Below are 22539 nucleotides of genomic sequence, written 5' to 3'. Positions count from 1 at the left end.
CTCCTCTCGGCGCGCGGCGCGGGGCGCACCGGTCGCGTGTGCCAGCCTAGTGCTCATGAGTGAGCACACCGAGACCACCCCCGCCGCCTCCGACCGCGTGTACCGCCCCGGCGTCACCCCCGAGCTGAGCCCCGCCGAGCTGGCGGCGGCCTGCGCCGAGGCCGGTCTGACGCCCGAGCTTGTCACCGCCCTCGGCGGCGCGGCGATCAGCCCCCTCGCCCAGAAGATGGGCCTGCGCTTCCTCGAGCTCACGGCCGAGCGCGCCGTCGCCACCCTGCCCGTGGCAGGCAACGAGCAGCCCGTCGGGCTGCTGCACGGCGGCGCCCACCTCGTCCTCGCCGAGTCCCTGGGCTCGATGGCCGCGAAGATCCACGCCGGGCCGGACCGCAACGTCGTCGGGGTCGAGATCAGCGCCACGCACCACCGGGCCGTCCGCTCGGGCCTCGTGACCGGCACCGCGACCGCCGTCCACCTGGGCGGCACCCTCGTCACCCATGAGGTGGTGATGATGGACGAGCAGGGCCGGCGGCTCTCGACCGTGCGCATGACGAACATGCTCCTCGACGCGCGCTGAGGCACGCCGCCCGGGCGGGCCGGCCCGTGCCTCAGTCCATGTCCGGAAGGCGCGGGGCCGCTCGGCCACCCTCGCGGCCGGGGGTATCCTCGGCGAGCTCGTCGTAGTGCCCGGGGTTCATGGGCACCCCGGTGAGGTAGGCCGAGCGGCCCAGGGCCATGGTGGCCACCGAGGCCGAGCCCAGCTGCAGCACCACGATCAGGGCCACCTTCACGAACGCGGCCACCCCCGGGGCCAGTAGCAGGGCGCCCACCACGATCAGGATCATCCCGACGCCGCCGGCGGTGCCCACGGCGGAGACGCGGGTGTAGGGGTCGGGGAACCGGATCAGACCGAGTCCCGCGGTGACGAACGCAAGGGCTCCGATCACCACGAGCACGGAGCCGGCGGCGGTCAGGACGACGTCCACGGGTGCGACCTCCTCAACGCTTGCCGCGCGTGAGCGCGCGGGCCAGGGACATGCCGGACAGGAAGGCCACGACCGCGGCGATCAGGACCAAGTCGAACGTCCACGGGTTGTCCGCCCGGACGCCGAACAGCACGAGCATCCCGAGCACGCTGAACGTGAGCAGGTCGCCCGAGACCGCGCGGTCCGCGTCGAGCGGGCCCACCACGATCCGGTACGCGGACACGAGCGCCGACACGGTCAGCAGCGCGATGGCCAGGTCGATCCCCACCAGGGACCAGTCGTAGGCGAAGGGCATCATGCCACCCCCGTCTTCCGCATCGCGTGGAGCATGCGCGCCTCCATGTCGTGGATCTCCGCGCGCAGGGCGTCGGCGTCGTCAGCGTACAGGCCGTGCACGTAGAGCAGGCGCCGCGCGTCCGGGTCACCGTCCTCGTCACCGACGGCGCCGGCACGCCGGGTGCCCAGCGTCAACGTGCCGGGCGTCAGGGTGATCAGCGCCGAGAGCAGGGTGACCTCGGCGTCCGTGCGGCAGTTGCTGCGCACGCGGGCGATGCCCGAGCGCGCCTGGACGCCGGGGGTGACGAGGTCCTTGATGACCGCCTTCGAAGAGGTCACCAGGGCCCACGCGTACCAGCACCAGAACACGAGCCACCGCCAAGGCCAGGACACGGCGGAGGCCGTGCCGGGCGCCAGGTCGACGGTCCCGTCGGCGGGGGCGACGGTGTGCATGGGGGCGTCTCCTTCCGGAGGCTGCGGGAGTGCGGTGCTCATGGGTTGAGCACCGCCTCGATGTACCTGCTGGGGTCCATCAGGCCCTGAGCCGCGAGGTCGGTGACGGTCCACAGGGCCTGACCGCCGAGCCCGAGGGCGAGGGTGGCCATAGCTAGGACGACGGCGGGGGCGGCCAGCCGGCCTGGGATGCGGGAGCGCGTGACGTCCTCGTCCGGATCCACGGTCACCGGCAGCACGCCCGTGGGCGGATCGAGGGTTTCCTGCGAGGCCCACGACTCGGTGCGCTCGTGGTCGGTGCTCGAGCCGCGGCCGGAGGGCGACGGCACGGAGCCCGCCCGGCCCACGATGGGCATGGCCGCGGTGGCCAGGCGCTCGCGGTGCCCGTGTGGGGCCGTCGGAGCGCCCCAGAACCAGGCGTCCCACACCCGCAGCAGAGCCCACAGGCTCACCAGGGAGGCGCCCAGCACCAGCGCAGCGGTAACACCGCGGCCGGCGTCCAGGCCGGCGCTGACGAGCATGAGCTTGCCCACGAACCCGGAGAAGGGCGGGATGCCGACCAGGGAGAGCAGGCCCACGAAGAAGGCGACGGCGATCAGCGGCTCGCGCCGGGCCAGGCCCTGCAGGTCCGCGAGACGGCCGGTGCCGTAGCGCACCTCGATCGCGCCGGCCGCCATCAGGAGGCAGCCCATCGCCACCATGTGGTGCACGAGGTAGAACAGGCCCGCCGCGAGACCCAGGCGCGTGGAGAGCCCGAGTCCGACGAGGATGCCGCCGATGCCGCTCACCATCTGCCACGACAACACGGCGCGCACACCGTGCTCACCGACCGAGGCGAGCGCACCCACCACGAGGGTGGCGAGGGACAGGACCAGGATGAGCGGCAGCAGACGCGCATCGCCGTCGTACATGACGGAGTAGATCCGGTAGAGCCCGTACACGGCGACCTTGGTGTGCAGGGCGGCGAAGAGGGCCGTCACCGCCGGGGAGGTCGAGGAGTACGCCCAGGCCAGCCAGCCGTGCAGCGGGGCCACCGAGGCCTTGATGGACAGTGCGAACAGCACCATGCCCGCGGCGATCGCGATGCGTGGGTCCGCCGCGGCGGACCCGGCGAGCATCGCGAGGTTCACCGAGCCGGTCAGCCCGTAGACGAAGCCGACGCCGACCAGGAGGATCGTGGAGGTTAGCAGGTTGAGGGTGACGTACAGCCGCGCCCCGTCCACTCGGCGCAGGGGCTCACGGCGGTTGGCGGAGAGGACGTAGAGGCCGTAGCTGGGCACCAACATGACCTCGATGAACACGAACAGGTTGAACAGGTCCGCCGTCAGCAGGGCGCCGTTGACTCCGCCGATGAGGATCAGGAGCAGCGGGGCGAAGAACTGGGAGTTAGCGACGCGGGAGCCGTAGGCGAACGCCGCGCCCACGATCGTGAGGGCGCTCGTGAGCACGAGCATCAGGGCGGACAGCATGTCCGCTGCGAAGCCGATCCCGATGCCCCCGGGCCAGCCGCCCAGCGAGGTGGCGAGCACGGACCCGTCGAGGGCGTGGACGCCCAGGGCCAGCCCGCCGGTGGTGACGAGTCCGAGCACCGCGAACAGGACTGCCCGGTGGAGGCGGGGACGCTCCCCCGCCAGCACGAGCAGACCGGCGGACAGCAGCGGGACGGCGGCGAAGAGGGGCAGCAGCTGGCCCAGCGGGACGGCGCTCATCGACGCACCTCCGGGCCCTGGCCGGCGTAGTGCTGCGCGATCCGGCCGGCCGCGGCGTGCCGCTCCTCGCGCGGGAAGCGTGCGTCGGCGGCGGCCTGCTCCAGGGAGTCGCGGGTCTCCCCCGGCGAGGCCACCGCGTCGTCCGCGCGCCCGGTGACGGCCAGCGCGAGCAGCAGCACGGTGATCGCGAAGGCGATCACGATAGCGGTCAGGACGAAGGCCTGCGGCAGGGCATCGGCCTGCACCTCGACGTCTGAGGTCCCCGCCAAGGGCAGCCCGCGGCGGTCGGTGCCGCCCGCGGCGATGATGGCCAGGTTGGCGGCGTGGCCCAGCAGGACCATGCCGAGGATCACGCGCAGCAGCTCGCGCTTGGAGAACAGGTAGAACGCGCCGAAGGTCAGAAGTCCCACGGTAAGGGCGACGGTCATCGGGTGACCTCCTCTCGTGCAGTCGTGGTGGTCGGGGCCGAGGGATCGGAGGACGGGGCCGCCGGCGCGACGCCGGGGTCACGGCTCGAGGCGCGGAGCGGGTCCTCACCCGGCCGCTCGGGGCCGAGCAGGGAGAACGCGGCCACGATCAGGCCGATCACGGCCAGGTACACGCCCATGTCGAACGCGAGCGTGGTGGAGAGCCCGTAGTCCAGGACCTTCACTCCCGCGGCTCCGAGGAAGCCCTTGCCGGTGAGGTAACCGACGATCCCCGTCGCGGTGCCGACGGCGATGCCCGAGCCGATGAAGGCCAGGTACGGCCACCGCAACTCCGGGGCCGTGTCCGAGTCGGCGGCCAGGTAGAGCAGGGCGTAGCCGGCACCGGCGACCAGTGCGGCGATGAAGCCGCCGCCGGGCTCGTAGTGCCCGCGCAGCAGCAGGAACGCGGACAGCAGGATGATTAGCACGCCGAAGACACGGCCGAACACCCGGATGTGGACGAGGTTCTCGCGCACGTGGGCGAGTGGGGAGCGCATGTCCACGGCGGAGGGCTGTGGAGGCGTCGGCCGACGGTTGAGCAACAGGGCCGCGATGGTCAGCGCCGTCGCCCCGAGCACGGTCATCTCGCCCCACGTGTCCACGGCGCGGAAGTCCACGAGGATCACGTTCACCACGTTGGTCCCCCCAGCCTGGGCATAGCTCTGGGTCAGGTAGAAGTGGGCGATCTCCGACATGCTGGAGCGGCCGGTGAACGCGAGCACGCCCAGGGTCGCGGCGACGCCGGCGACGGAGGCGGCGAGGACCGCCTGCATCCTGCGCGGGGTCGGCTCGTCGCTGAAGCGGGCGGGCAGGCGGCGCAGCAGCAGCACCATGACGCACACCGTGAGCACCTCGACCATCAGCTGGGTCAGGGCCACGTCCACGGCGCCGAGGGTGAGGAACCACAGGGTCATGCCGAACCCTACGACGCCGACCACCACCATGGCGGCGATGCGCGTCTTGGCGCGGATGGTGGCGATCACGCCGGCACCCACCAGGACGACCAGCACCCAGTCGTGCCAGCGCGAGGGCTGGCCGACGACGGCGGGCAAATCCTCGATCGTGGCGACACCGGCCACGGCGAGGAGCCCCAGGACCAGGGCGGGGATGAGGAGGTGGGGGCGGGGAGCCAGGGTGCCGGAGGCGCGCGAGACGACCGCGCCGACGCCGATCAGCCGGTGCCGAACCTCGTCCACCGCATCCAGGGCGGAGAACGGCAGGGCGGCGTGGGAGGCCACGCGCTCCACCGGGCGGCGCAAGGCCACCAGCAGCAGACCGAGCACGATGATGGCGGCGGAGACGAGCAGGGCCGTGTTCACGCCGTGCCACAGCGCCAGGTGCGCGTGCACCTCCGCGCCGGAGGCGGCCTCGGCCGCGTAGGAGACGGGGGTGTCCAGCACACCGGGCAGCAGGCCCAGGGCCACGCCCGCGGCCGCGGCCAGCACGGGCACGCCCCAGAAGGTGGCAGGAGCCTCGTGGACCTCGTCCTCCCGGCCGGTCGGCCACGAATGGGCGGCCCCGTCCGGGCTTGGACCCCAGAGGCCCAGGGCGCCGAGCACGAGACGGCCGGAGTAGGCCACGGTGAACACGGAGGTCAGGGCGATGCCGGCGGTGACGAGGACGGGGAGCCATGCGGGACCGGGGGTCCCGAGAGCGGCCTCGACCAGGCCCTCCTTGGAGATGAAGCCGAACAGCGGCGGGATGCCCGCCATCGACAGGGCGGCGACGGCGATCGCCGTGCCGGTGACCGGCATGCGCACGTGGCGGGCCGCGAGCTCTCGCAGGTCGCGGGTGCCGGCCTCGTGGTCGACCACGCCGATCAGCATGAACAGCGCCGACTTGAACAGCGCGTGCGCCACGGTGTGCACGATCGCCGCGGTAAGCGCGACGGGGGTGCCGATGCCGATGGCGGTCACCAGCAGGCCCAACTGGCTCATCGTGGAGTAGGCCAGCAGACCCTTGAGGTCGTGGCGACGGATCGCGGAGACGGCGCCCAGCAGGGCCGTAATGAGGCCCGAGCCGATCAACAGCGCGGACCACACCGGGTTCCCGGCCAGGACCGGGCTGAACACCAGCAGCAGGAAGATGCCGGCCTTGACCATCGCCGCGGCGTGCAGGTAGGCGGAGACCGGGGAGATGGCCACCATGGAGTCCGGCAGCCACGCCTGGAACGGGAACTGGGCGGACTTGGTGAACGCGGCCACCGCCAGCAGGACGGCGACCGTGGTGGTGAAGCCCGCCTCGGACCACACGTCCGAGGCCAACACCCCGGACAGCGAGGCAGTGCCGGTCCGCACGGCCATGAGGGCGACGGCGGCCAGCAGCGCGAGGCCGCCGCCCACGGTCACGAGCAGGGTCCGGATCGCGGGGTCGCGGGCGTGGTCCCCCGAGCGCCCGATGAGGAAGAAGGAGGTGAAGGAGGTGAACTCCCACGCGACGAAGAGGACCACGATGTTGTCGGCGAGCACCAGCAGCAGCATCGACGCCGCGAACGCGGTCATCAGCAGGTAGAAGGAGCCGGGGCGGCTCTCCGCGCGGTCCCGGCTGAGGTACCGGCTGGAGTAGGCGAGGATCGCCGCGCCGATGACGAGGACGATCATGGCGAACACGAGGGCCAGGCCGTTCAGCCGGAGGTCGAGGTCCACCCCGACCGCGGGGATCCACGGATGGTGCTCCGTCCGGACGCCGCCCGTCCACGCCGCGACCAGCACGCCGGCGGCGGCGAGCAGGGGTGCGGCCAGGACCCAGCCCGCGTCCCTGCCCAGCGCGCGGGAGGCCGGGACGGCCGCCACCACCGAGAGGAGGGTCAGCAGGAGGCTGGTCAGGAGCACAGGACACCACTCAGCTCGGGTCGATCGGTCACGGACACGGCGCCCACGGCGGGTGGCCGCGCGCCGACGGTGCCCGAAGTGGGACTCGAACCCACACGCCTCTCGGCACCGCATTTTGAGTGCGGCGTGTCTACCGATTCCACCATTCGGGCAGTGCCGCCCGGAGGCGGGACTCGATCACCCTATCAGCGCCCCGACCCGGCGTCCTCGGCCTTCCGGCGAGGGTCCCCGCCGCCGCGCCCGCGCCGCACTCATCGCGCACGGTAGCCTGGTGGACCACCAGCGGCGCCGCACCGACGCCGTCCCGGCCCGCACGAAGGAGCTGCCGTGTCCACGCTGACGCCTCCCGAGGAGACCGGCCTGCGGGCCGTCGTCGCCGAGGACGAGACCCTGATCCGCCTCGACCTGGTGGAGGTGCTCACCGGGGCGGGCTACCGGGTGGTCGCCGAGGCCGGCGACGGCCGGGCCGCCGTCGAGGCCGTGCGCGAGCACCGGCCGGACATCGTGGTGATGGACGTGAAGATGCCCGTGATGGACGGCATCGCGGCCGCCGGCGAGATCGCCGGGGAACGGCTCGCCCCCGTGGTCATGCTGACCGCCTTCAGCCAGCGCGAGCTGGTGGAGCGCGCCCGGACGGCCGGGGCCATGGCCTACGTGGTCAAGCCCTTCACCGAGGCCGACCTGGTCCCCGCCATCGAACTGGCCGTGGCCCGCTTCGACGAGCTGCGCAGCCTCGAGGCCGAGGTGCGGGACCTGGGCGACCGCCTGGAGACCCGCAAGATCGTGGACCGGGCCAAGGCGCTGCTCCAGGAGCGGATGCGCCTGACCGAGGCCGAGTCCTTCCGCTGGATCCAGAAGACCTCCATGGACCGGCGCCTGACCATGCGGGAGGTCGCGCAGGCCGTCATCGACCAGGTCGGCTGAGCGGCGCCCGCGCGCTCGTCAGAGCGGGGAGCGGGCCGGCCAGAAGCCGACGGGCTCGCGCGTCTGCGGCGACGCCGCGGACGAGCCGCCCGCGGCGTCGTCGCCCACGCGGTGCACACGCAGCGTGTTCGTGGAGCCCACGGCCCCGGGAGGGGACCCGGCGGCGATCACCACGAGGTCGCCGTGCTCGGCGATGCCCTCCGACGTGAGCGACTGCTCGACCTGGAGGGTCATCTTGTCCGTGGAGTCCTGGAACGGGACCATCTTCGGGTAGACGCCCCACGTCAGGCACAGGATGTTGTGCGTGTGCTCGTGGTGGGTGAACGCGTAGATCGGCTGACGCGGCCGCAGGCGGCTGAGCCGACGGGCCGAGTCGCCGGACTCGGTGAACGTGGCGAGGAACGGGATCTCGAGCTGGTTCGCGACCTCGACGGCGGCCCGGGTGATCGCGCCGCCGCGCGTGCGGGGACGCGAGCCGAGCGGGTGGATGAGTTCGAGGCCGTGGGTCTCGGTGGACTCGATGATCCGGGCCATCGTCTGGACCGTCTCGACTGGATACGCGCCCACTGAGGTCTCGCCCGAGAGCATGACGGCGTCCGCGCCGTCGAGCACGGCGTTGGCGCAGTCCGAGGCCTCGGCGCGCGTCGGGCGCGGGCTGTCGATCATCGACTCGAGCACCTGGGTGGCCACGATGACCGGCTTCGCCCACCGGCGGGCGAGGTCCACCGCACGCTTCTGCACCACGGGCACGTCCTCGAGCGGCAGCTCCACACCGAGGTCGCCGCGGGCCACCATGATGGCGTCGAACGCGTCCACGATGGCCTCGAGGTTCTCCACCGCCTGGGGCTTCTCGATCTTGGCGATGACCGGGACCCGGCGCTCCTCCTCGTCCATGATCTCGTGCACCCGGTCCACGTCCGCGGCGTCCCGCACGAAGGACAGCGCCACCATGTCCACGCCGGTGCGCAGCGCCCAGCGCAGGTCCCGCTCGTCCTTCTCGGACAGGGCGGGCACGTTCACCGCCACGCCGGGCAGGTTGATCCCCTTGTTGTCCGAGACCATGCCCGGCACCTCGACCTCGGCCAGCACGTCCGTGTCCGTGACCTCGACGGCGCGCAGGCGCACCTTGCCGTCGTCCACCAGGAGCACGTCACCGGGGGCGACGTCCCCGGGCAGCCCCTTGTGGGTGGTGCCGACCAGCTCGCGGGTCCCGGGCACGTCCCGGGTGGTGATGGTGATCCGATCGCCCCTCTCGAGCAGATGCGGGCCGTCGGTGAAGCGGCCGAGGCGGATCTTGGGGCCCTGGAGGTCCGCGAAGATCGCGACCGGGCGCCGCTCCTCCACGCTGAGCCGGCGCACCCGCTCGAAGGAGGCCGCGTGCACCTCGTGGTCCCCGTGGCTCATGTTGAGGCGGACCACGTCCGCCCCCGCCCGGATGATCGAGCGGGTGGTCTCGTCGGAGTCGGTGGCGGGCCCAAAGGTGGCGATGATCTTCGCGTGTCGCATGCGACCCACGATAGGGGGCGGGCCCGCCCTCGGTGGAGGGCGGGCCCGCGTGGCGTCGGAAGATGAGACGGAGGACTCAGCCGAGGACGAGGCCGCGGTCGTGCGGGTCCACGGGGTGCGGCAGTCGGGACCAGCGCTCGAGCGACTCGTCGACCTCCTGCGCGCACGCACGCCCCTCGGCGATGGCCCAGACCACCAGGGAGGCGCCGCGCCCGGCGTCGCCGCACGCGAACACGCCCGGCTCGTCGGTCTCGTACCCGTCCTTCCGGGCCACGAGCCCGCGTGTCACGTGCACGCCGAGCTGCTGCGTGAGCAGCCCCTCCTCGATGCCGGTGAAGCCCAGCGCCAGCAGCACCAGGTCCGCCTGGACCTCGCGCTCGGTGCCCGCCTTGGGCCCGCGCGTGCCGTCCTCGCGGTACTCGGTCTCCGCCACGCGCAGGGCGCGCACGCGGCCGTGCTCGTCGCCGAGGAACTCGACCGTGGAGGCAAGGTGCGCGCGGGCGCCGCCCTCGGCGTCGGCCGTGGTCTGCTGGTGGACCTTGGGGATCGTGGGCCACGGCTGGTGGACGGGGCGCTCGACCGGCAGCTGCTGGCCGATCGCCAGCGTCGTCACGGACGCCGCCCCCTGGCGGTGCGCGGTGCCGATGCAGTCCGCGCCAGTGTCGCCGCCGCCGAGGATCACCACGTGGCGCCCCTCGGCGGAGATCTGGTCCGGGACCTCGTCGCCGGCGACCGCGCGGTTGGACTGCACGAGGTAGTCCATGGCGAGGTGGATCCCGTCGAGGCCGCGGCCGGGGACGGGCAGCTCGCGGGCCACGGGGGCGCCGGTCGCCACGATCACGGCGTCGAAGCGGGCCTTGAGCTGGTCCCAGGGCAGGTCGACGCCGATCTCCACGCCGGTGCGGAACCGGGTGCCCTCGGCCTCCATCTGCGCCAGGCGCCGGTCCAGGACGTCCTTCTCCAGCTTGAAGTCCGGGATGCCCAGCCGCAGCAGGCCGCCGAGGCGCTCGTCGCGCTCGTAGACCACCACGGTGAAGCCGGCGCGGGTGAGCTGCTGCGCCGCGGCCAGTCCCGCCGGGCCCGAGCCGACGACGGCCACGGTGTGGCCGTTCAGGCGGGCCGGCACGACCGGCTCGAGCCAGTCGTTGTCGAAGATCTGCTCCGCGATCGCCACCTCGGTCTGCTTGATGGTGACCGCGGGCTGGTTGATGCCCAGGGTGCAGGAGTCCTCGCACGGGGCGGGGCAGATCCGCCCGGTGACCTCGGGGAAGTTGTTGGTCGAGTGCAGTCGCGCGGCGGCCTCGTCCCAGCGTCCCCGCCGGACCAGGTCGTTCCACTCCGGGATGAGGTTGCCCAGCGGGCACCCGGAGTGGCAGAACGGGATGCCGCAGTCCATGCACCGGCCGGCCTGGGTGCGCACGATCGCCTCGTCCTGGCGGACGTACACGTCCTTGAAGTCCATGATGCGCACCGGCACCGGACGCGTGGGGCGCTCGACGCGCTCCCGGTTCTTCAGGAATCCGCGCGGATCAGCCACGGGTCACCTCCAGCAGTCGGTCCCAGACGGCCTCCCCGTCCGGGTCGAGTCCCTCGGCCGTCGCGGCCTGACGGGTGCGCAGCACGAGGTCGTACTGCCGGGGCAGGACGGTCGTGAAGCGGTCCCACGCGGCGTCGGCGGCGTCCCCGCCGGCCCGCAGGTCGGCGAGCAGCGCGGCGGCGACGGCGGAGCCCGTCTCCGCGCGGTGCAGCTCCAGCAGCTCGGCGATCCGCAGCCGGTCCTGCGCGGACGGCGCCTCGAGGATCAGGGCGTCCTCGCGGACGGCGAGTGGGTTCAGGTCCTCCCGGTCCAGGTCCAGCACCCAGGCCCGCCCGCCGGACATGCCGGCGGCGAGGTTGCGGCCGGTCTCGCCGAGGATCAGCGCCTCACCGCCGGTCATGTACTCCAGGCCGTGGTCGCCGATGCCCTCGGCCACCGCGGTGGCGCCGGAGTTGCGCACGAGGAACCGCTCCCCCACGCGGCCGCGCAGGAACAGCTGGCCCGAGGTGGCGCCGTAGCCGATCACGTTGCCGGCCACGGTGTTCTCCTCGGCCACGAACGGGGCCTCGGCGTCGGGGCGGACGATCACGCGTCCCCCCGACAGGCCCTTGCCGACGTAGTCGTTGGCGTCGCCCGAGAGCCGCAGGGTGACGCCGGCGGGCAGGAAGGCGCCGAGGGACTGGCCGGCCTCGCCCGTCAGGCGCACGGTGATCGTGTCGTCGTCCAGCTCGTCGGCGAGCCGCGTGCTCGTGACGTGGTAGCCCAGCAGCGTGCCCACGGACCGGTCCGTGTTCACGACGGCCTCGTCCATCACGACGGGCGTGCCCGTCGTGAGCGTGTCCCCCAGCCGGGCGATGAACCGGTGGTCGATGTGGGAGGCGAGGTCGTGGTCCTGCTCGGTGGTGCGGCGCATGGGCGCGTCCTCGTGGCCCGGACGCCGGCCGACGGAGGGGTCCGCGAGGATGCCCGAGAGGTCCAGGCCCTCGGACTTCCAGTGGTGCAGGGCCGCGTCCACGTCGAGCAGCTCGCGGTGGCCGATCGCCTCGTCGAGCGTGCGGAAGCCCAGCTGCGAGAGCATCTCGCGGACCTCCTGCGCGATGAACTCGAAGAAGTTGATGACGAACTCGGGCTTGCCCGTGAAGCGCGCGCGCAGCTCGGGGTTCTGGGTGGCCACGCCCACGGGGCACGTGTCCAGGTGGCACACGCGCATCATGATGCAGCCGGAGACCACGAGCGGGGCGGTCGCGAAGCCGAACTCCTCGGCCCCGAGCAGTGCGGCGATCACGACGTCCCGGCCGGTCTTGAGCTGCCCGTCCACCTGGACGGTGACGCGCTCGCGCAGGCCGTTGAGCATGAGCGTCTGCTGCGCCTCGGCCAGGCCGATCTCCCACGGGGTGCCCGCGTGCTTGAGGGAGTTCAGCGGGGAGGCGCCCGTTCCGCCGTCGTGGCCGGAGATGAGCACGACGTCGGCGCGCGCCTTGGCGACGCCCGCGGCCACCGTGCCCACGCCGGACTCGGAGACGAGCTTGACGTGGACCCGCGCGGTCGGGTTGGCCCGCTTGAGGTCGTGGATCAGCTGCGCCAGGTCCTCGATCGAGTAGATGTCGTGGTGCGGCGGCGGCGACACCAGGGAGACGCCCGGGGTCGAGTGCCGCGTGCGGGCGACCCACGGGTACACCTTGGTCCCCATCAGCTGGCCGCCCTCGCCGGGTTTGGCGCCCTGGGCCATCTTGATCTGCAGGTCGGTCGCGGTGGCCAGGTACAGGCTGGTGACGCCGAACCGGCCCGAGGCGATCTGCTTGATCTTCGAGCGGCGCTCCGGGTCCAGCAGGCGCTCGGGGTCCTCGCCGCCCTCGCCCGAGTTCGAGCGGGCGCCGAGGCGGTTCATGGCGATCGCGAGGGTCTCGTGCGCCTCCTGCGAGATGGAGCCGTAGGACATCGCGCCGGTGGAGAAGCGGCGCACGATCGACTCGACGGGCTCCACCTCGGAGACGGGCACCGGCGGCCGCTCGCCCGTACGCAGGCGCATGAGCCCGCGCAGGGTCATGAGCTCCTCCGCCTGGTCGTCCACGCGACGCGTGTAGTCCTTGAAGACGTCGTAGCGCCGCTCCCGCGTGGAGTGCTGGAGGCGGAACACGGTCTCGGGGTTGAACAGGTGCGGCGCGCCCTCGCGCCGCCACTGGTACTCGCCGCCCACCTCGAGCTCGCGGTACGGGTTGATGTCGTTGCCGTCCGGCGGATACGCGAACTCGTGGCGCGCCTGGATCTCGGCGGCGACGACGTCGATGCCCACGCCGTCGAGCGGGCTCGTGGTGCCCACGAAGTAGCGGTCCACGAAGCGCCGGGACAGGCCGAGCGCCTCGAACGTCTGGGCGCCGGTGTAGGAGGCGACCGTGGAGATGCCCATTTTGGACATGATCTTCTGGACGCCCTTGCCGAGCGCCTTGATCAGGTTCGCCACGGCCTGCTCGGCGGTGACGCCCGAGACCTCCCCCGTGCGCACGAGCTCCTCGGCGGACTCCATGGCCAGGTACGGGTTGACCGCGGAGGCCCCGTAGCCGAGCAGGACGGCCACATGGTGGACCTCGCGCACGTCGCCCGCCTCGACGATCAGCGAGCTCTTGGTGCGGTTGGCCGAGGCCAGCAGGTGGTGGTGCACGGCGGAGGTCAGCAGCAGGGACGGGATCGGCGCCCACTGGGCGGTGGCGCCGCGGTCGGACAGCACCACGTACTCCACGCCGCGGTTGACGGCGGCCGAGACCTGCTCGCAGATCGCCTTCAGCTGGGCGCGGAGCTCCTCGACGCCTCCGGCCACCCGGTACACGCCGTTCACCTTGAGGGTCAGGCGGGTGCCGTCGGCGTCGCGCAGGTGCTGGATGCGGGCCAGCTGGTCGTTGTCGATCACGGGGAACGGGACGTCGACCTGGCGGGTGCGCACCTGCTCGAGGGAGAGCACGTTGCCCTGCGGGCCGATCGCGGTGCGCATCGAGGTCACCTGCTCCTCGCGGATCGCGTCGAGCGGCGGGTTCGTCACCTGGGCGAAGGACTGCACGAAGTAGTCGAAGAGCAGCCGGGGCCGCTTGGCGAGGACGGCGATGGGCGTGTCCGTGCCCATCGCACCGAGCGGCTCGGCGCCCGTCTGGGCCATCGGCCCGACGAGGATGCGCAGCTCCTCCGAGGTGTACCCGAAGATGCGCTGACGCTGCAGGATCGACTCGGAGGTGTGGCGGACGTGCTCGCGCTCGGGGAGCGACTCCAGGTCCAGGAGGTTCTGGCGCACCCAGTCCTCCCACGGCTGGGCGGAGGCGACCTCGGCCTTGATCTCGTCGTCGCCGATGATCCGGCCCTGCTCGGTGTCCACGAGGAACATGCGCCCCGGGGCCACGCGCCCCTTGCGCACCACCGCCGAGGGCTCGATCGGCACGACGCCGACCTCGGAGGCCAGGACGACGAGGCCGTCGTCGGTGACCCACCAGCGGGCGGGGCGCAGGCCGTTGCGGTCCAGCACGGCGCCCACCTGGGTGCCGTCGGAGAAGGCGACGGCGGCCGGTCCGTCCCAGGGCTCCATGAGCATGGAGTGGTACTGGTAGAAGGCGCGGCGGGCCGGGTCCATGGTCGCGTGGTTCTCCCACGCCTCCGGGATCATCATCATGATCGCCTGGGTGAGCGGGCGCCCGGAGAGCATGAGCAGCTCCGCGACCTCGTCGAAGGAGGCCGAGTCCGAGCCGATGGGGCTGATCAGCGGGAACAGGTCCTCGGGGACCTCGCCGAGCATCGGGTGCTTGAGCTGGCCCTGACGGGCGCGCATCCAGTTGCGGTTGCCCTTGACCGTGTTGATCTCGCCGTTGTGCGCGATGGTGCGGAACGGCTGGGCCAGCGGCCACGAGGGGAACGTGTTGGTGGAGAACCGCGAGTGGACCACGCCCAGCCGGGTGGTGAACCGCTCGTCGGAGAGGTCCGGGTAGAACGGCTCCAGCTGGGCCGTCGTCAGCATGCCCTTGTAGACGATCGTCTGGGACGAGAGCGAGGGGAAGTAGACGCCGGCGCGGGACTGGGCGCGGCGGCGCACCCGCCACGCCCGCACGTCCAGCGACTGCCCCGGCTCGGTGCCGTCCTGACCGTCCGCCAGGGACAGGAACAGCTGCTCGAACGCGGGCATGGCCGCCCGGGAGCCGACGCCCAGGGCCGAGGGGTCGGTGGGCACCTCGCGCCACGCCAGGACCTGCAGCCCCTCCTCCTCGGCCAGCCGCTCGACGGCCTCCTTCGCCTCGGCGCGCTCGCCGTCGACGGGCGGCAGGAAGGCGGTGCCGGCGACGTACTCGCCCACGGGGGGCAGCTCGGCGTCGACGACGGCACGGAACAGCTCGTCGGGGATCTGGGTCAGCAGGCCGGCGCCGTCGCCGGTGCCCTCGTCGGCGCCCACCGCCCCGCGGTGCTCGAGCGCGCGCAGGGCGGTCAGCGCGTGCTGGACGATGTCGTGGCCCGGGGTGCCCCGCAGGGTGGCGATGACGGCGAGGCCGCAGTTCTCGGTCTCCCGGGACGGGTCGTAGAGGCCCTGGGCGGCGGGGATGTCCGCATAGCGGACGAAGGGATCCACCGGTCCCCCCGCGCGGGGGGCCGAGGCGGGCGAGGATGCCACGGGCATGGTGCCGTCCTTTCCGGAGAGCAGGGGCTCGGACGGGGACGGCGCTGGCCCCGACGCACGGGGCCGACGGCCCCGAGGTGGAAGACACACTACCGGGCGCGACGTCCCACTGTGCGGAACCGGACGTTACTGTGACACGCCGAATGTCCACCATGTGGGACACCGGGGCCCCGGGCGCCCCTCGCGGGCGCGCCGGGGAGCGGGTCAGCGCCGGACGGCGTCGTCCTCCGCCGCGCCCACGGCGTGGGACCCGGAGCGGCCCGCGGCGACGGCGGCGCCGTCGTCGCCCTCGGGGGCGTGCCCGGCGCGCCACACGCTCTGGTGGGCGTGGGGGCCGGCGGCCGCGCCGCGATGGCGCAGCAGGATCCCGACGATGAACGCGAGGGCGATGACGAACACCAGCAGGGACGTCCACACGTTGAGCCGCTGGGTGACGCCGAAGAGCGTGACCATCTCGGCGTCGTCGATGCGCAGCATCTCGATCCACGTGCGGCCCGCGGTGTACCAGGCGACGTAGGACCACAGCATGAGGCCGTGGCGCAGGTGCAGCGCGCGGTCCACGAGGAGCAGCAGCGCGACCCCGGCCAGGTTCCACAGGCACTCGTAGAGGAACGTGGGGTGGAACAGCGTGTCCGGGGCGTAGCCGGCCGGGAAGTTCGGGCTGGCCGGGTCGACCTCGAGCCCCCAGGGCAGGGTCGTCGGGCCGCCGAAGAGCTCCTGGTTGAACCAGTTGCCCCACCGGCCGATGGCCTGGGCCAGCAGGATGCCCGGCGCGACGACGTCGCCGAAGGCCGTCAGCCGCAGCCCGTAGCGGCGGCACGCGATCCACGCGCCCACGGCGCCGAGGGCGATCGCGCCCCAGATGCCCAGTCCACCGTTCCACACGTACAGGATCTGGATCGGGTCGCCCGTGCCGTCGAAGCCGGGCCCGAAGTACCGGTCCGGTGAGGAGAACACGTGGTAGAGCCGACCGCCCACGAAGCCGAACGGGATGGCCCACAGGGCGATGTCGAGCACACGGTCCTCGGGGCCGCCGCGGGCGCGCCACCGACGCTCGGCGAGCCACAGCGCCAGGACGATGCCCAGGATGATGCACAGCGCGTACGCGTGGATCTTCACCGGGCCCAGCTGGAACCCGTCCCACCCGGGGGCGGGGAAGGCGGCGAGCGGGGCCAGGGCGGCGGTCACCCTCAGCCCTCTCGGACCGTGCCGGCGGCGAGCTCGCGGGTCAGCGTGCCCACGGCCTGCGGCCCGCCGTCGGTCAGCGCGCGCACCAGGGCCGTGCCGACGATCGCGCCGTCGGCGTAGGCGCCGATCTCGCGGACGTGCGCGGCCTGGGAGACGCCGAGGCCGACGTACACGTGCTCCGCCCCGGCATCCTGGGCCCGGCGGACCACGGTCTCGGCGACGGTGGACACCGCGTCGCGGGTGCCGGTGACGCCCATGACCGACACCGCGTACACGAAGCCGCGGGAGGAGTCGACGGTGAGGCGCACCCGCTCGTCCGTGGACGAGGGCGCGGTGAGGAACACGCGGTCCAGGCCGTGACGGTCCGAGGCCTCCATCCAGGCGCCGGCCTCCTCGGGCACGAGGTCAGGGGTGACGAGACCGGCGCCCCCGGCCTCGGCGAGGCGGCGCGCGAACTCGTCGACGCCCATGCGGTCCACGAGGTTCCAGTACGTCATCACCAGCACCGCGGCGTCAGTGCGCTGGGTCACCCGTCGGATGATGTCGAAGACGTCGGCCACGCGGAAACCGGCCTGCAGCGCCGCCTGGGTCGCGGCCTGGATCACGGGGCCGTCCATCACGGGGTCCGTGTAGGGCAGGCCCAGCTCGATGACGTCGGCGCCGTTGTCCGCGGCGGCGACGACGGCCTCGACGCACTCGTCCACGGACGGGTAGCCGGCCGGCAGGAAGGCGACGAGGCCGGTGCGGCCGGCCGCCTTCGCGGCATCCAGGGCCGCGGCGGTCTTGGAGTGCACGGTCATGCCGGTCACTGCTCCTCTCCGGGGGTCATCTCCTCGAGCGGGTCCTTCTCCTCCGTGGCCGTGCCGAGGCCGAACCAGGCCGCCGCGGTGGCGACGTCCTTGTCCCCGCGGCCGGAGAGGTTCACGATGATGATCCGCTCCTGACCCTCCGGGGCGTCCGGCCCCACGAGGCCCTCGTCCGCCCAGCGGCGGGCCAGGCGCAGCGCGCCGGCCAGGGCGTGGGCCGACTCGATGGCGGGCGTGATGCCCTCGGTGCGCGTGAGCCGGAGGAAGGCGTCCATGCACTCGGTGTCCGAGACCGGCTCGTAGACGGCGCGGCCCGTGTCGTGCAGGAAGGCGTGCTCCGGGCCGACGGCCGGGTAGTCCAGGCCCGCGGAGATCGAGTGGGAGTCGATCGTCTGCCCGTCCTCGTCCTGCATCAGGTACGTGCGGGCGCCGTGCAGCACGCCGGTGCGTCCGAGCGTGATGGACGCGGCGTGGCGGCCGGTCTCGAGGCCCTCGCCGCCGGCCTCGAAGCCGTAGAGCTCCACCCCAGGGTCGTCGAGGAAGCCGTGGAACAGGCCCATCGCGTTGGACCCGCCGCCCACGCACGCCGCGACGGCATCCGGCAGGCGGCCGGCCTGCGCCAGGATCTGCTCGCGGGCCTCTTCGCCGATCACGGAGTGGAAGTAGCGCACCATGGCGGGGAACGGGTGCGGGCCCGTGACCGTGCCCATCAGGTAATGCGTGGTGTCCACGGAGGCGACCCAGTCCCGCAGGGCCTCGTTGATCGCGTCCTTGAGGGTGCGGGCGCCGATCGCCACGGGGATCACCTCAGCGCCGAGCATCTGCATGCGGGCCACGTTCAGGGCCTGGCGGCGGGTGTCCTCCTCCCCCATGTACACGGTGCACTCCATGCCGAACAGCGCGGCCGCCGTCGCCGTGGCCACGCCGTGCTGGCCGGCGCCGGTCTCCGCGATCAGACGCGTCTTGCCCATGCGGCGGGCGAGCAGCGCCTGGCCGATCACGTTGTTGATCTTGTGCGAGCCGGTGTGGTTGAGGTCCTCGCGCTTGAGGAAGATGCGCACGCCGGGGGTGTCCGCGGCGAACCGCGGCACCTCGCTCAGCAGGGAGGGCCGGTTCACGTAGTCCCGGAACAGGGTCCGCAGCTCGGCCTCGAAGGCGGGGTCCTGCCGCGCCTCCTCGTAGGTGCGGGTGAGCTCCTGCAGCGCGGCCATGAGGGACTCGGGCATCCACTGCCCCCCGTAGTCGCCGAAGTAGGGCCCGGCCTGACCCTGATACGGCCCCTCGAACTCGATCGCGGGCTCGGTGCTCGGACGGTCGGCGCTCATGGCGACCACGCTCCTCGGGTCTGGTTCGGTCAGCGGACGGTGAGGGACGCGGCGCGGAACGCGCGCAGCGCCTCCTCGGGGGCGCCGTGGCGCACGAGGGCCTCGCCCACGAGCACGACGTCGGCGCCCGCGGCGGCGTAGGCCTTGATCTGCTCCTCGGACTCGACGCCCGACTCGGCGACCCGGACGACGTCCTCGGGCAGCCCGTCGGCCAGCGCGGCGTAGCGGGCCGGGTCGACGTCGAGGGTCTTGAGGTTGCGCACATTGACGCCGAGGATGCGGGCGCCGGCGGCGACGCCGCGCTCGATCTCCTCGGGCGTGTGGGCCTCCACGAGGGCGTGCATGCCCAGGGACTCGGTGAGCTGCAGGAAGCCGGCCAGCTCGGCGTCGTCGAGGGCGGCCACGATCAGCAGGACCAGGTCGGCCCCGTGGGCGCGGGCCTCGTGGATCTGGTACTCGGTGACGGTGAAGTCCTTGCGCAGGACCGGCAGATCGACGGCGGCACGCACGGCGTCCAGGTCGGCCAGGCTGCCGCCGAAGCGGCGGGCCTCGGTGAGCACGGAGACGGCGCTGGCGCCGCCGCGCTCGTACGCGCGGGCCAGGGTGGCCGGCTCGGGGATCTCGGCGAGCGCCCCCTTGGAGGGGCTCGCCCGCTTCACCTCGGAGATCACCCGGATCCCCGCGGGGTCGGTGCGTCCGCCGTGCAGGGCCGCGTGGGCGTCGCGCGGCGCAGGGGTGGCGGCCACCAGCTCGGACAGGCGCGCCTCGGGCAGGGCACGGCGGCGAGGCTCGAGGTCCTCACGGACGCCGTCGATGATCTCCTGGAGGACGGACACGCGGATCAGTGACCGTGCTGGCCGCGACCCGCGCCGGCCTTGCCGGCGACGATGCCCACGACGACGCCCACGGCGATCAGGGCCACGCCGATCCAGACGACGACGCTCCAGTCGGCGAGCAGGCCGACGCAGCCGGCGACGAAGCCGACGAGCACGAGCGCCACCATGGCCCACGCGCCGGGCGAGTTGCCGTGGCCGGGCAGCTCGAGGTGGGTCGGGTCGTTGAGCACCAGGCCGTCCTCGGTGACGACGACGTCCTCGACGGCGCCGCGGCGGGCGGCGCGACGGGTGGTGGGCTCGGTGTGCGCGGTGTTCGCGGTGTGGCTCATGGCTGTCCCTCACTGGTGCGTGGTGTACATGACGACTGTCCCTCATTGTGCCATGCGGGCACGGGGCCGGGCCCGCGTGACCCGGGACGACCCGGGCGGTGCGGGGCGGTCCGAGAGACGGGCACTCACGTGGGGTCGTTGCCGCGGGACAGCTCGTCCCACGCGTCCATCTGGTCCACGCGCCGGCGCTGGGCCGCCTCGCGGGCGGACTGCGCGGGCTGCTCCCCGGCGGCGGCCGGGCCGGGCTCGGAGGCCGCAGGCGCCTTCTCGTAGCGCCGGGACGAACGCCAGCCACGGCCCGCCAGTGCCGCCACGACGCCGCACAGCGCCGCGAGGACGCCGCCGGCCGCCGCGACCCACGGCCACGCCGTCACGGCGTAGTCCTGCGCGAGCGCAGTGGTCCCGGTCGCGTCGGCGACCGCGGCGGCCGCCGTCGTCGCCGGATCCAGGGCGGCGGTGACCGAGGTCGAGGCGATCACGACCCCGGCCAGCGCCATGAGCACGCCGACGATCACGGCGCCGAGGCGCCGGGCGGTGGTCAGGGCGAGGGCACCGGCCATCACGACCAGGGCCATGGCGGTGGCGACGGGCGCGGCGGCGCCGCCCGACGTCGTCGCCTCGGAGGCGATCCCGCCGGACAGGCCCGTGGCGGTCACCCAGGTGCGGCCCGCCGTGAGCAGCACGAGCGCGCCGGCGGCCAGCGCGGCGAGGACCACGGTGCGGCGGCGCATCACGCCTGCCCCAGCTCGCCCGCGGTCAGCACGGACCGCAGCGGCGCCGTCGCCTTGGTGACGGTCTCGGCGGTCTCGGCGTCGGGATCGGAGTCGGCGACGATGCCGGCGCCGGCCTGCACATGTGCCTGGCCGCGGTGCAGCGTGGCCGAGCGGATGTTGATCGCCATGTCCATGTTGCCCGCCAGGTCGAAGTAGCCGACGACGCCGCCGTAGGGCCCGCGCTCGGTCGGCTCCCACTCGTCCAGCAGCTGCAGGGCGCGGGGCTTCGGGGCGCCGGACAGCGTGCCGGCGGGGAAGGCGGCGCGGAGGACGTCGAGCGCGTCGACGTCGTCGCGCATGCGGCCCTCCACGTGCGAGACCAGGTGGAGGATGTGGCTGAACGCCTCGAGCTCCATGAACTGGGTGACCTCGACGGTGCCGGGGCGGCACACGCGCGAGAGGTCGTTGCGGGAGAGGTCCACGAGCATGAGGTGTTCGGCCCGCTCCTTCTCGTCCTCCAGCAGGTCCTTGCCGAGGAGGCGGTCGTCCTCCTCGGTGGCCCCGCGCCGCCGTGAGCCGGCGATCGGATGGGTGACCACGCGGCGGTCCCGCACGGTGACGAGCGCCTCGGGCGAGGAGCCCACGATCTCGTACGGCTCCCCGTCCGGGGTCTCGAAGGAGAAGAGGTACATGTAGGGGCTCGGGTTCACCGTGCGCAGGACGCGGTACACGTCCAGACCGGTGGCGTCCGTGGTGACCGAGAGGCGGCGGGAGACGACGGCCTGGAACACCTCGCCGTCGCGGATCGCCCGCTGGGCCTTCGCGACGGCCTCGCGGAAGCCTTCGGCACCCCACCGGTCCTCGGCCTGGGCGGCGACCCCGTCCGCGTCCGCCTCGAGCCAGCGGCGCGGGACGTCGCTGACCGGGTCCGCGGCCGGGGCGGCCAGGCGCTCGACCATGGCATCCAGGCGGGCGAGCGCGTCGTCGTAGGCGCGGTCCGCGCCGGTGGCCAGGCCGTTGCCGTTCACCGCGTTGGCGATCAGCGTCACGGTGCCGTCCAGGGCATCGTGCACGGCCAGGTCGGTGACGAGGTTCATCGCGAGGTCGGGCAGGCCGAGGTGGTCCTCGGGCGGGTGCGGCAGGCGCTCCCACGCGCGGACCGTGCTCCAGCCCAGGAAGCCGGCCATGCCGGAGACGAGGTGCGGCAGAACGCCTCCGACCTCGGCGCGCACGTCCGTGCGCAGCAGGCGCAGGCACGCGGCGAGCACGTCCAGGGCGCGGCCCTGCGTGGGCAGCCCCTCGGGCGGGGTGCCCTGCCAGTGCGCCTCGCCGTCCCGCGAGGTCAGGGTGACGGATGAGCCGGCCCCGATGAAGCTGTACCGGGACCACGCCGCGCCCGGCGTGGCGGACTCCATCAGGAAGGTGCCGGGGCGGGAGCCGGCCAGGCGCCGGTGGATCGCCAGCGGCGTGAGGCCGTCCGCCAGCACCGTGCGGACCACGGGGATCACGCGGGCGGTGTCCGCCAGACGCAGGAACTCCGCACGGGAGGGAGTGGTGGCGGCGGTCATCGGGCGGCCTCCTCGGGGTCGACGGCGGCCGGCGGCATGACGAGCTTGCGGCCGGTGAAGCAGGTGCGGGTGCCCGTGTGGCAGGCGGGGCCGGTCTGGTCCACGGTGAGCAGCAGGGTGTCGCCGTCGCAGTCCGCGTGGACCGCGCGCACCCGCTGCAGGTGGCCCGAGGTCTCCCCCTTGCGCCACAGCTCGCCGCGCGAGCGGGACCAGTAGGTGGCCCAGCCGGTCTCGAGCGTCGCGCGCAGGGACTCCTCGTTCATCCACGCCATCATGAGCACCTCGCCGGTGCCCTCCTGCTGGGCGATGGCGGGCACCAGGCCCCGGTCGTCGAAGGTCACGGTGGCCACGAGGTCGTCGGGCGGGGAGATGCTCATGGAGGTCCAGTCTAGGTGTAGGAGGGCATGACGTTGTTGACACGCACCGGGGCCAACGAGGCCGGA

General features: G+C 73.2%; 19 protein-coding genes and 1 tRNA gene. 2 read left to right on the top strand and 18 right to left on the bottom strand.

Features of this window, described 5'->3' with window-relative positions:
- Window positions 1-55 precede the first annotated feature (55 nt).
- The gene (locus tag NR072_RS03875) at window positions 56-574 is read left to right on the top strand and encodes a hotdog fold thioesterase (RefSeq protein WP_256836211.1); all 519 of its coding nucleotides are present in this window, start codon (window positions 56-58) and stop codon (window positions 572-574) included.
- Between the two features lie 31 nt (window positions 575-605).
- Here the strand turns inward: NR072_RS03875 and NR072_RS03870 are convergent, their stop codons facing one another.
- From NR072_RS03870 to NR072_RS03840, 7 genes are all read right to left on the bottom strand, one after another.
- Window positions 606-983 carry a monovalent cation/H(+) antiporter subunit G gene (locus NR072_RS03870; protein WP_010078746.1) on the bottom strand — a complete coding sequence of 126 codons (378 nt, stop codon included), beginning with the start codon at window positions 981-983 and terminating at the stop codon, window positions 606-608.
- Between the two features lie 13 nt (window positions 984-996).
- Window positions 997-1281 carry a monovalent cation/H+ antiporter complex subunit F gene (locus tag NR072_RS03865; RefSeq protein ID WP_010078747.1) on the bottom strand — a complete coding sequence of 95 codons (285 nt, stop codon included), beginning with the start codon at window positions 1279-1281 and terminating at the stop codon, window positions 997-999.
- Window positions 1278-1712, bottom strand: a complete 435-nt coding sequence (locus NR072_RS03860) for a Na+/H+ antiporter subunit E (protein WP_010078748.1) — start codon at window positions 1710-1712, stop codon at window positions 1278-1280. Before NR072_RS03860 ends, NR072_RS03865 begins: the two co-directional genes overlap by 4 nt.
- A 38-nt stretch (window positions 1713-1750) precedes the next feature.
- On the bottom strand, window positions 1751-3421 hold the full coding sequence (locus NR072_RS03855; protein ID WP_010078749.1) for a monovalent cation/H+ antiporter subunit D family protein: 1671 nt from the start codon (window positions 3419-3421) through the stop codon (window positions 1751-1753).
- Window positions 3418-3849 (bottom strand): cation:proton antiporter subunit C, encoded by a 432-nt coding sequence (locus NR072_RS03850; protein ID WP_256836207.1) that lies wholly within the window; start codon window positions 3847-3849, stop codon window positions 3418-3420. The genes NR072_RS03855 and NR072_RS03850 overlap by 4 nt, the downstream gene beginning before the upstream one ends.
- On the bottom strand, window positions 3846-6719 hold the full coding sequence (locus tag NR072_RS03845; RefSeq protein WP_256836206.1) for a DUF4040 family protein: 2874 nt from the start codon (window positions 6717-6719) through the stop codon (window positions 3846-3848). The genes NR072_RS03850 and NR072_RS03845 overlap by 4 nt, the downstream gene beginning before the upstream one ends.
- 70 nt (window positions 6720-6789) lie before the next feature.
- Window positions 6790-6871: transfer RNA gene (locus tag NR072_RS03840), tRNA-Leu, on the bottom strand.
- Between the two features lie 175 nt (window positions 6872-7046).
- Here NR072_RS03840 and NR072_RS03835 point away from each other — a divergent pair.
- A complete protein-coding gene (locus NR072_RS03835; protein WP_010078752.1) occupies window positions 7047-7643 on the top strand; it encodes an ANTAR domain-containing response regulator in 597 nt (198 codons plus the stop codon).
- Window positions 7644-7661: 18 nt separating this feature from the next.
- Here the strand turns inward: NR072_RS03835 and pyk are convergent, their stop codons facing one another.
- From pyk to hisI, 11 genes are all read right to left on the bottom strand, one after another.
- Window positions 7662-9149 carry a pyruvate kinase gene (pyk, locus tag NR072_RS03830; RefSeq protein ID WP_036338629.1) on the bottom strand — a complete coding sequence of 496 codons (1488 nt, stop codon included), beginning with the start codon at window positions 9147-9149 and terminating at the stop codon, window positions 7662-7664.
- Between the two features lie 76 nt (window positions 9150-9225).
- A complete protein-coding gene (locus tag NR072_RS03825; protein ID WP_256836204.1) occupies window positions 9226-10686 on the bottom strand; it encodes a glutamate synthase subunit beta in 1461 nt (486 codons plus the stop codon).
- Window positions 10679-15331 carry a glutamate synthase large subunit gene (gene gltB, locus NR072_RS03820; RefSeq protein ID WP_256836202.1) on the bottom strand — a complete coding sequence of 1551 codons (4653 nt, stop codon included), beginning with the start codon at window positions 15329-15331 and terminating at the stop codon, window positions 10679-10681. The genes NR072_RS03825 and gltB overlap by 8 nt, the downstream gene beginning before the upstream one ends.
- A 204-nt stretch (window positions 15332-15535) precedes the next feature.
- Window positions 15536-16519 (bottom strand): prolipoprotein diacylglyceryl transferase, encoded by a 984-nt coding sequence (lgt, locus tag NR072_RS03815; RefSeq protein WP_010078757.1) that lies wholly within the window; start codon window positions 16517-16519, stop codon window positions 15536-15538.
- 2 nt (window positions 16520-16521) lie between these two features.
- A complete protein-coding gene (gene trpA / locus NR072_RS03810) occupies window positions 16522-17328 on the bottom strand; it encodes a tryptophan synthase subunit alpha (RefSeq protein WP_256836200.1) in 807 nt (268 codons plus the stop codon).
- Window positions 17325-18650 (bottom strand): tryptophan synthase subunit beta, encoded by a 1326-nt coding sequence (gene trpB, locus NR072_RS03805; protein ID WP_070709870.1) that lies wholly within the window; start codon window positions 18648-18650, stop codon window positions 17325-17327. Before trpB ends, trpA begins: the two co-directional genes overlap by 4 nt.
- Window positions 18651-18679: 29 nt before the next feature.
- The gene (gene trpC, locus NR072_RS03800; protein WP_063189271.1) at window positions 18680-19486 is read right to left on the bottom strand and encodes an indole-3-glycerol phosphate synthase TrpC; all 807 of its coding nucleotides are present in this window, start codon (window positions 19484-19486) and stop codon (window positions 18680-18682) included.
- 5 nt (window positions 19487-19491) lie between these two features.
- Window positions 19492-19815, bottom strand: a complete 324-nt coding sequence (locus NR072_RS03795) for an HGxxPAAW family protein (protein ID WP_256836199.1) — start codon at window positions 19813-19815, stop codon at window positions 19492-19494.
- A 125-nt stretch (window positions 19816-19940) separates the two neighbouring features.
- Window positions 19941-20546: a Trp biosynthesis-associated membrane protein gene (locus tag NR072_RS03790; protein ID WP_036338648.1), complete on the bottom strand. Its 606-nt coding sequence runs from the start codon at window positions 20544-20546 to the stop codon at window positions 19941-19943.
- Complete coding sequence (locus NR072_RS03785; RefSeq protein WP_256836198.1) at window positions 20546-22096, bottom strand: anthranilate synthase component I; 1551 nt, start codon at window positions 22094-22096, stop codon at window positions 20546-20548. Before NR072_RS03785 ends, NR072_RS03790 begins: the two co-directional genes overlap by 1 nt.
- Complete coding sequence (gene hisI / locus NR072_RS03780; protein ID WP_135019602.1) at window positions 22093-22473, bottom strand: phosphoribosyl-AMP cyclohydrolase; 381 nt, start codon at window positions 22471-22473, stop codon at window positions 22093-22095. Before hisI ends, NR072_RS03785 begins: the two co-directional genes overlap by 4 nt.
- Between the last annotated feature and the right edge of the window lie 66 nt (window positions 22474-22539).

This window comes from Micrococcus sp. Mcc89, from assembly GCF_024519795.1.
Classification (GTDB): domain Bacteria; phylum Actinomycetota; class Actinomycetes; order Actinomycetales; family Micrococcaceae; genus Micrococcus; species Micrococcus luteus.
The sequence above is the reverse complement of the archived record's forward strand: the minus strand, read 5'-3'. Positions and strand labels throughout refer to the sequence as shown.

What these genes read in the sequence shown, in the direction of transcription:
- NR072_RS03875 (WP_256836211.1), top strand. Translation starts at nt 56, where the DNA reads ATGAGTGAGCACACCGAGACCACCCCCGCCGCCTCCGACCGCGTGTAC.
- NR072_RS03865 (WP_010078747.1), bottom strand. Translation starts at nt 1,281, where the DNA reads ATGATGCCCTTCGCCTACGACTGGTCCCTGGTGGGGATCGACCTGGCC.
- NR072_RS03860 (WP_010078748.1), bottom strand. Translation starts at nt 1,712, where the DNA reads ATGCACACCGTCGCCCCCGCCGACGGGACCGTCGACCTGGCGCCCGGC.
- NR072_RS03855 (WP_010078749.1), bottom strand. Translation starts at nt 3,421, where the DNA reads ATGAGCGCCGTCCCGCTGGGCCAGCTGCTGCCCCTCTTCGCCGCCGTC.
- NR072_RS03850 (WP_256836207.1), bottom strand. Translation starts at nt 3,849, where the DNA reads ATGACCGTCGCCCTTACCGTGGGACTTCTGACCTTCGGCGCGTTCTAC.
- pyk (WP_036338629.1), bottom strand. Translation starts at nt 9,149, where the DNA reads ATGCGACACGCGAAGATCATCGCCACCTTTGGGCCCGCCACCGACTCC.
- gltB (WP_256836202.1), bottom strand. Translation starts at nt 15,331, where the DNA reads ATGCCCGTGGCATCCTCGCCCGCCTCGGCCCCCCGCGCGGGGGGACCG.
- trpB (WP_070709870.1), bottom strand. Translation starts at nt 18,650, where the DNA reads ATGAGCGCCGACCGTCCGAGCACCGAGCCCGCGATCGAGTTCGAGGGG.
- NR072_RS03795 (WP_256836199.1), bottom strand. Translation starts at nt 19,815, where the DNA reads ATGAGCCACACCGCGAACACCGCGCACACCGAGCCCACCACCCGTCGC.
- NR072_RS03790 (WP_036338648.1), bottom strand. Translation starts at nt 20,546, where the DNA reads ATGCGCCGCCGCACCGTGGTCCTCGCCGCGCTGGCCGCCGGCGCGCTC.
- NR072_RS03785 (WP_256836198.1), bottom strand. Translation starts at nt 22,096, where the DNA reads ATGACCGCCGCCACCACTCCCTCCCGTGCGGAGTTCCTGCGTCTGGCG.
- hisI (WP_135019602.1), bottom strand. Translation starts at nt 22,473, where the DNA reads ATGAGCATCTCCCCGCCCGACGACCTCGTGGCCACCGTGACCTTCGAC.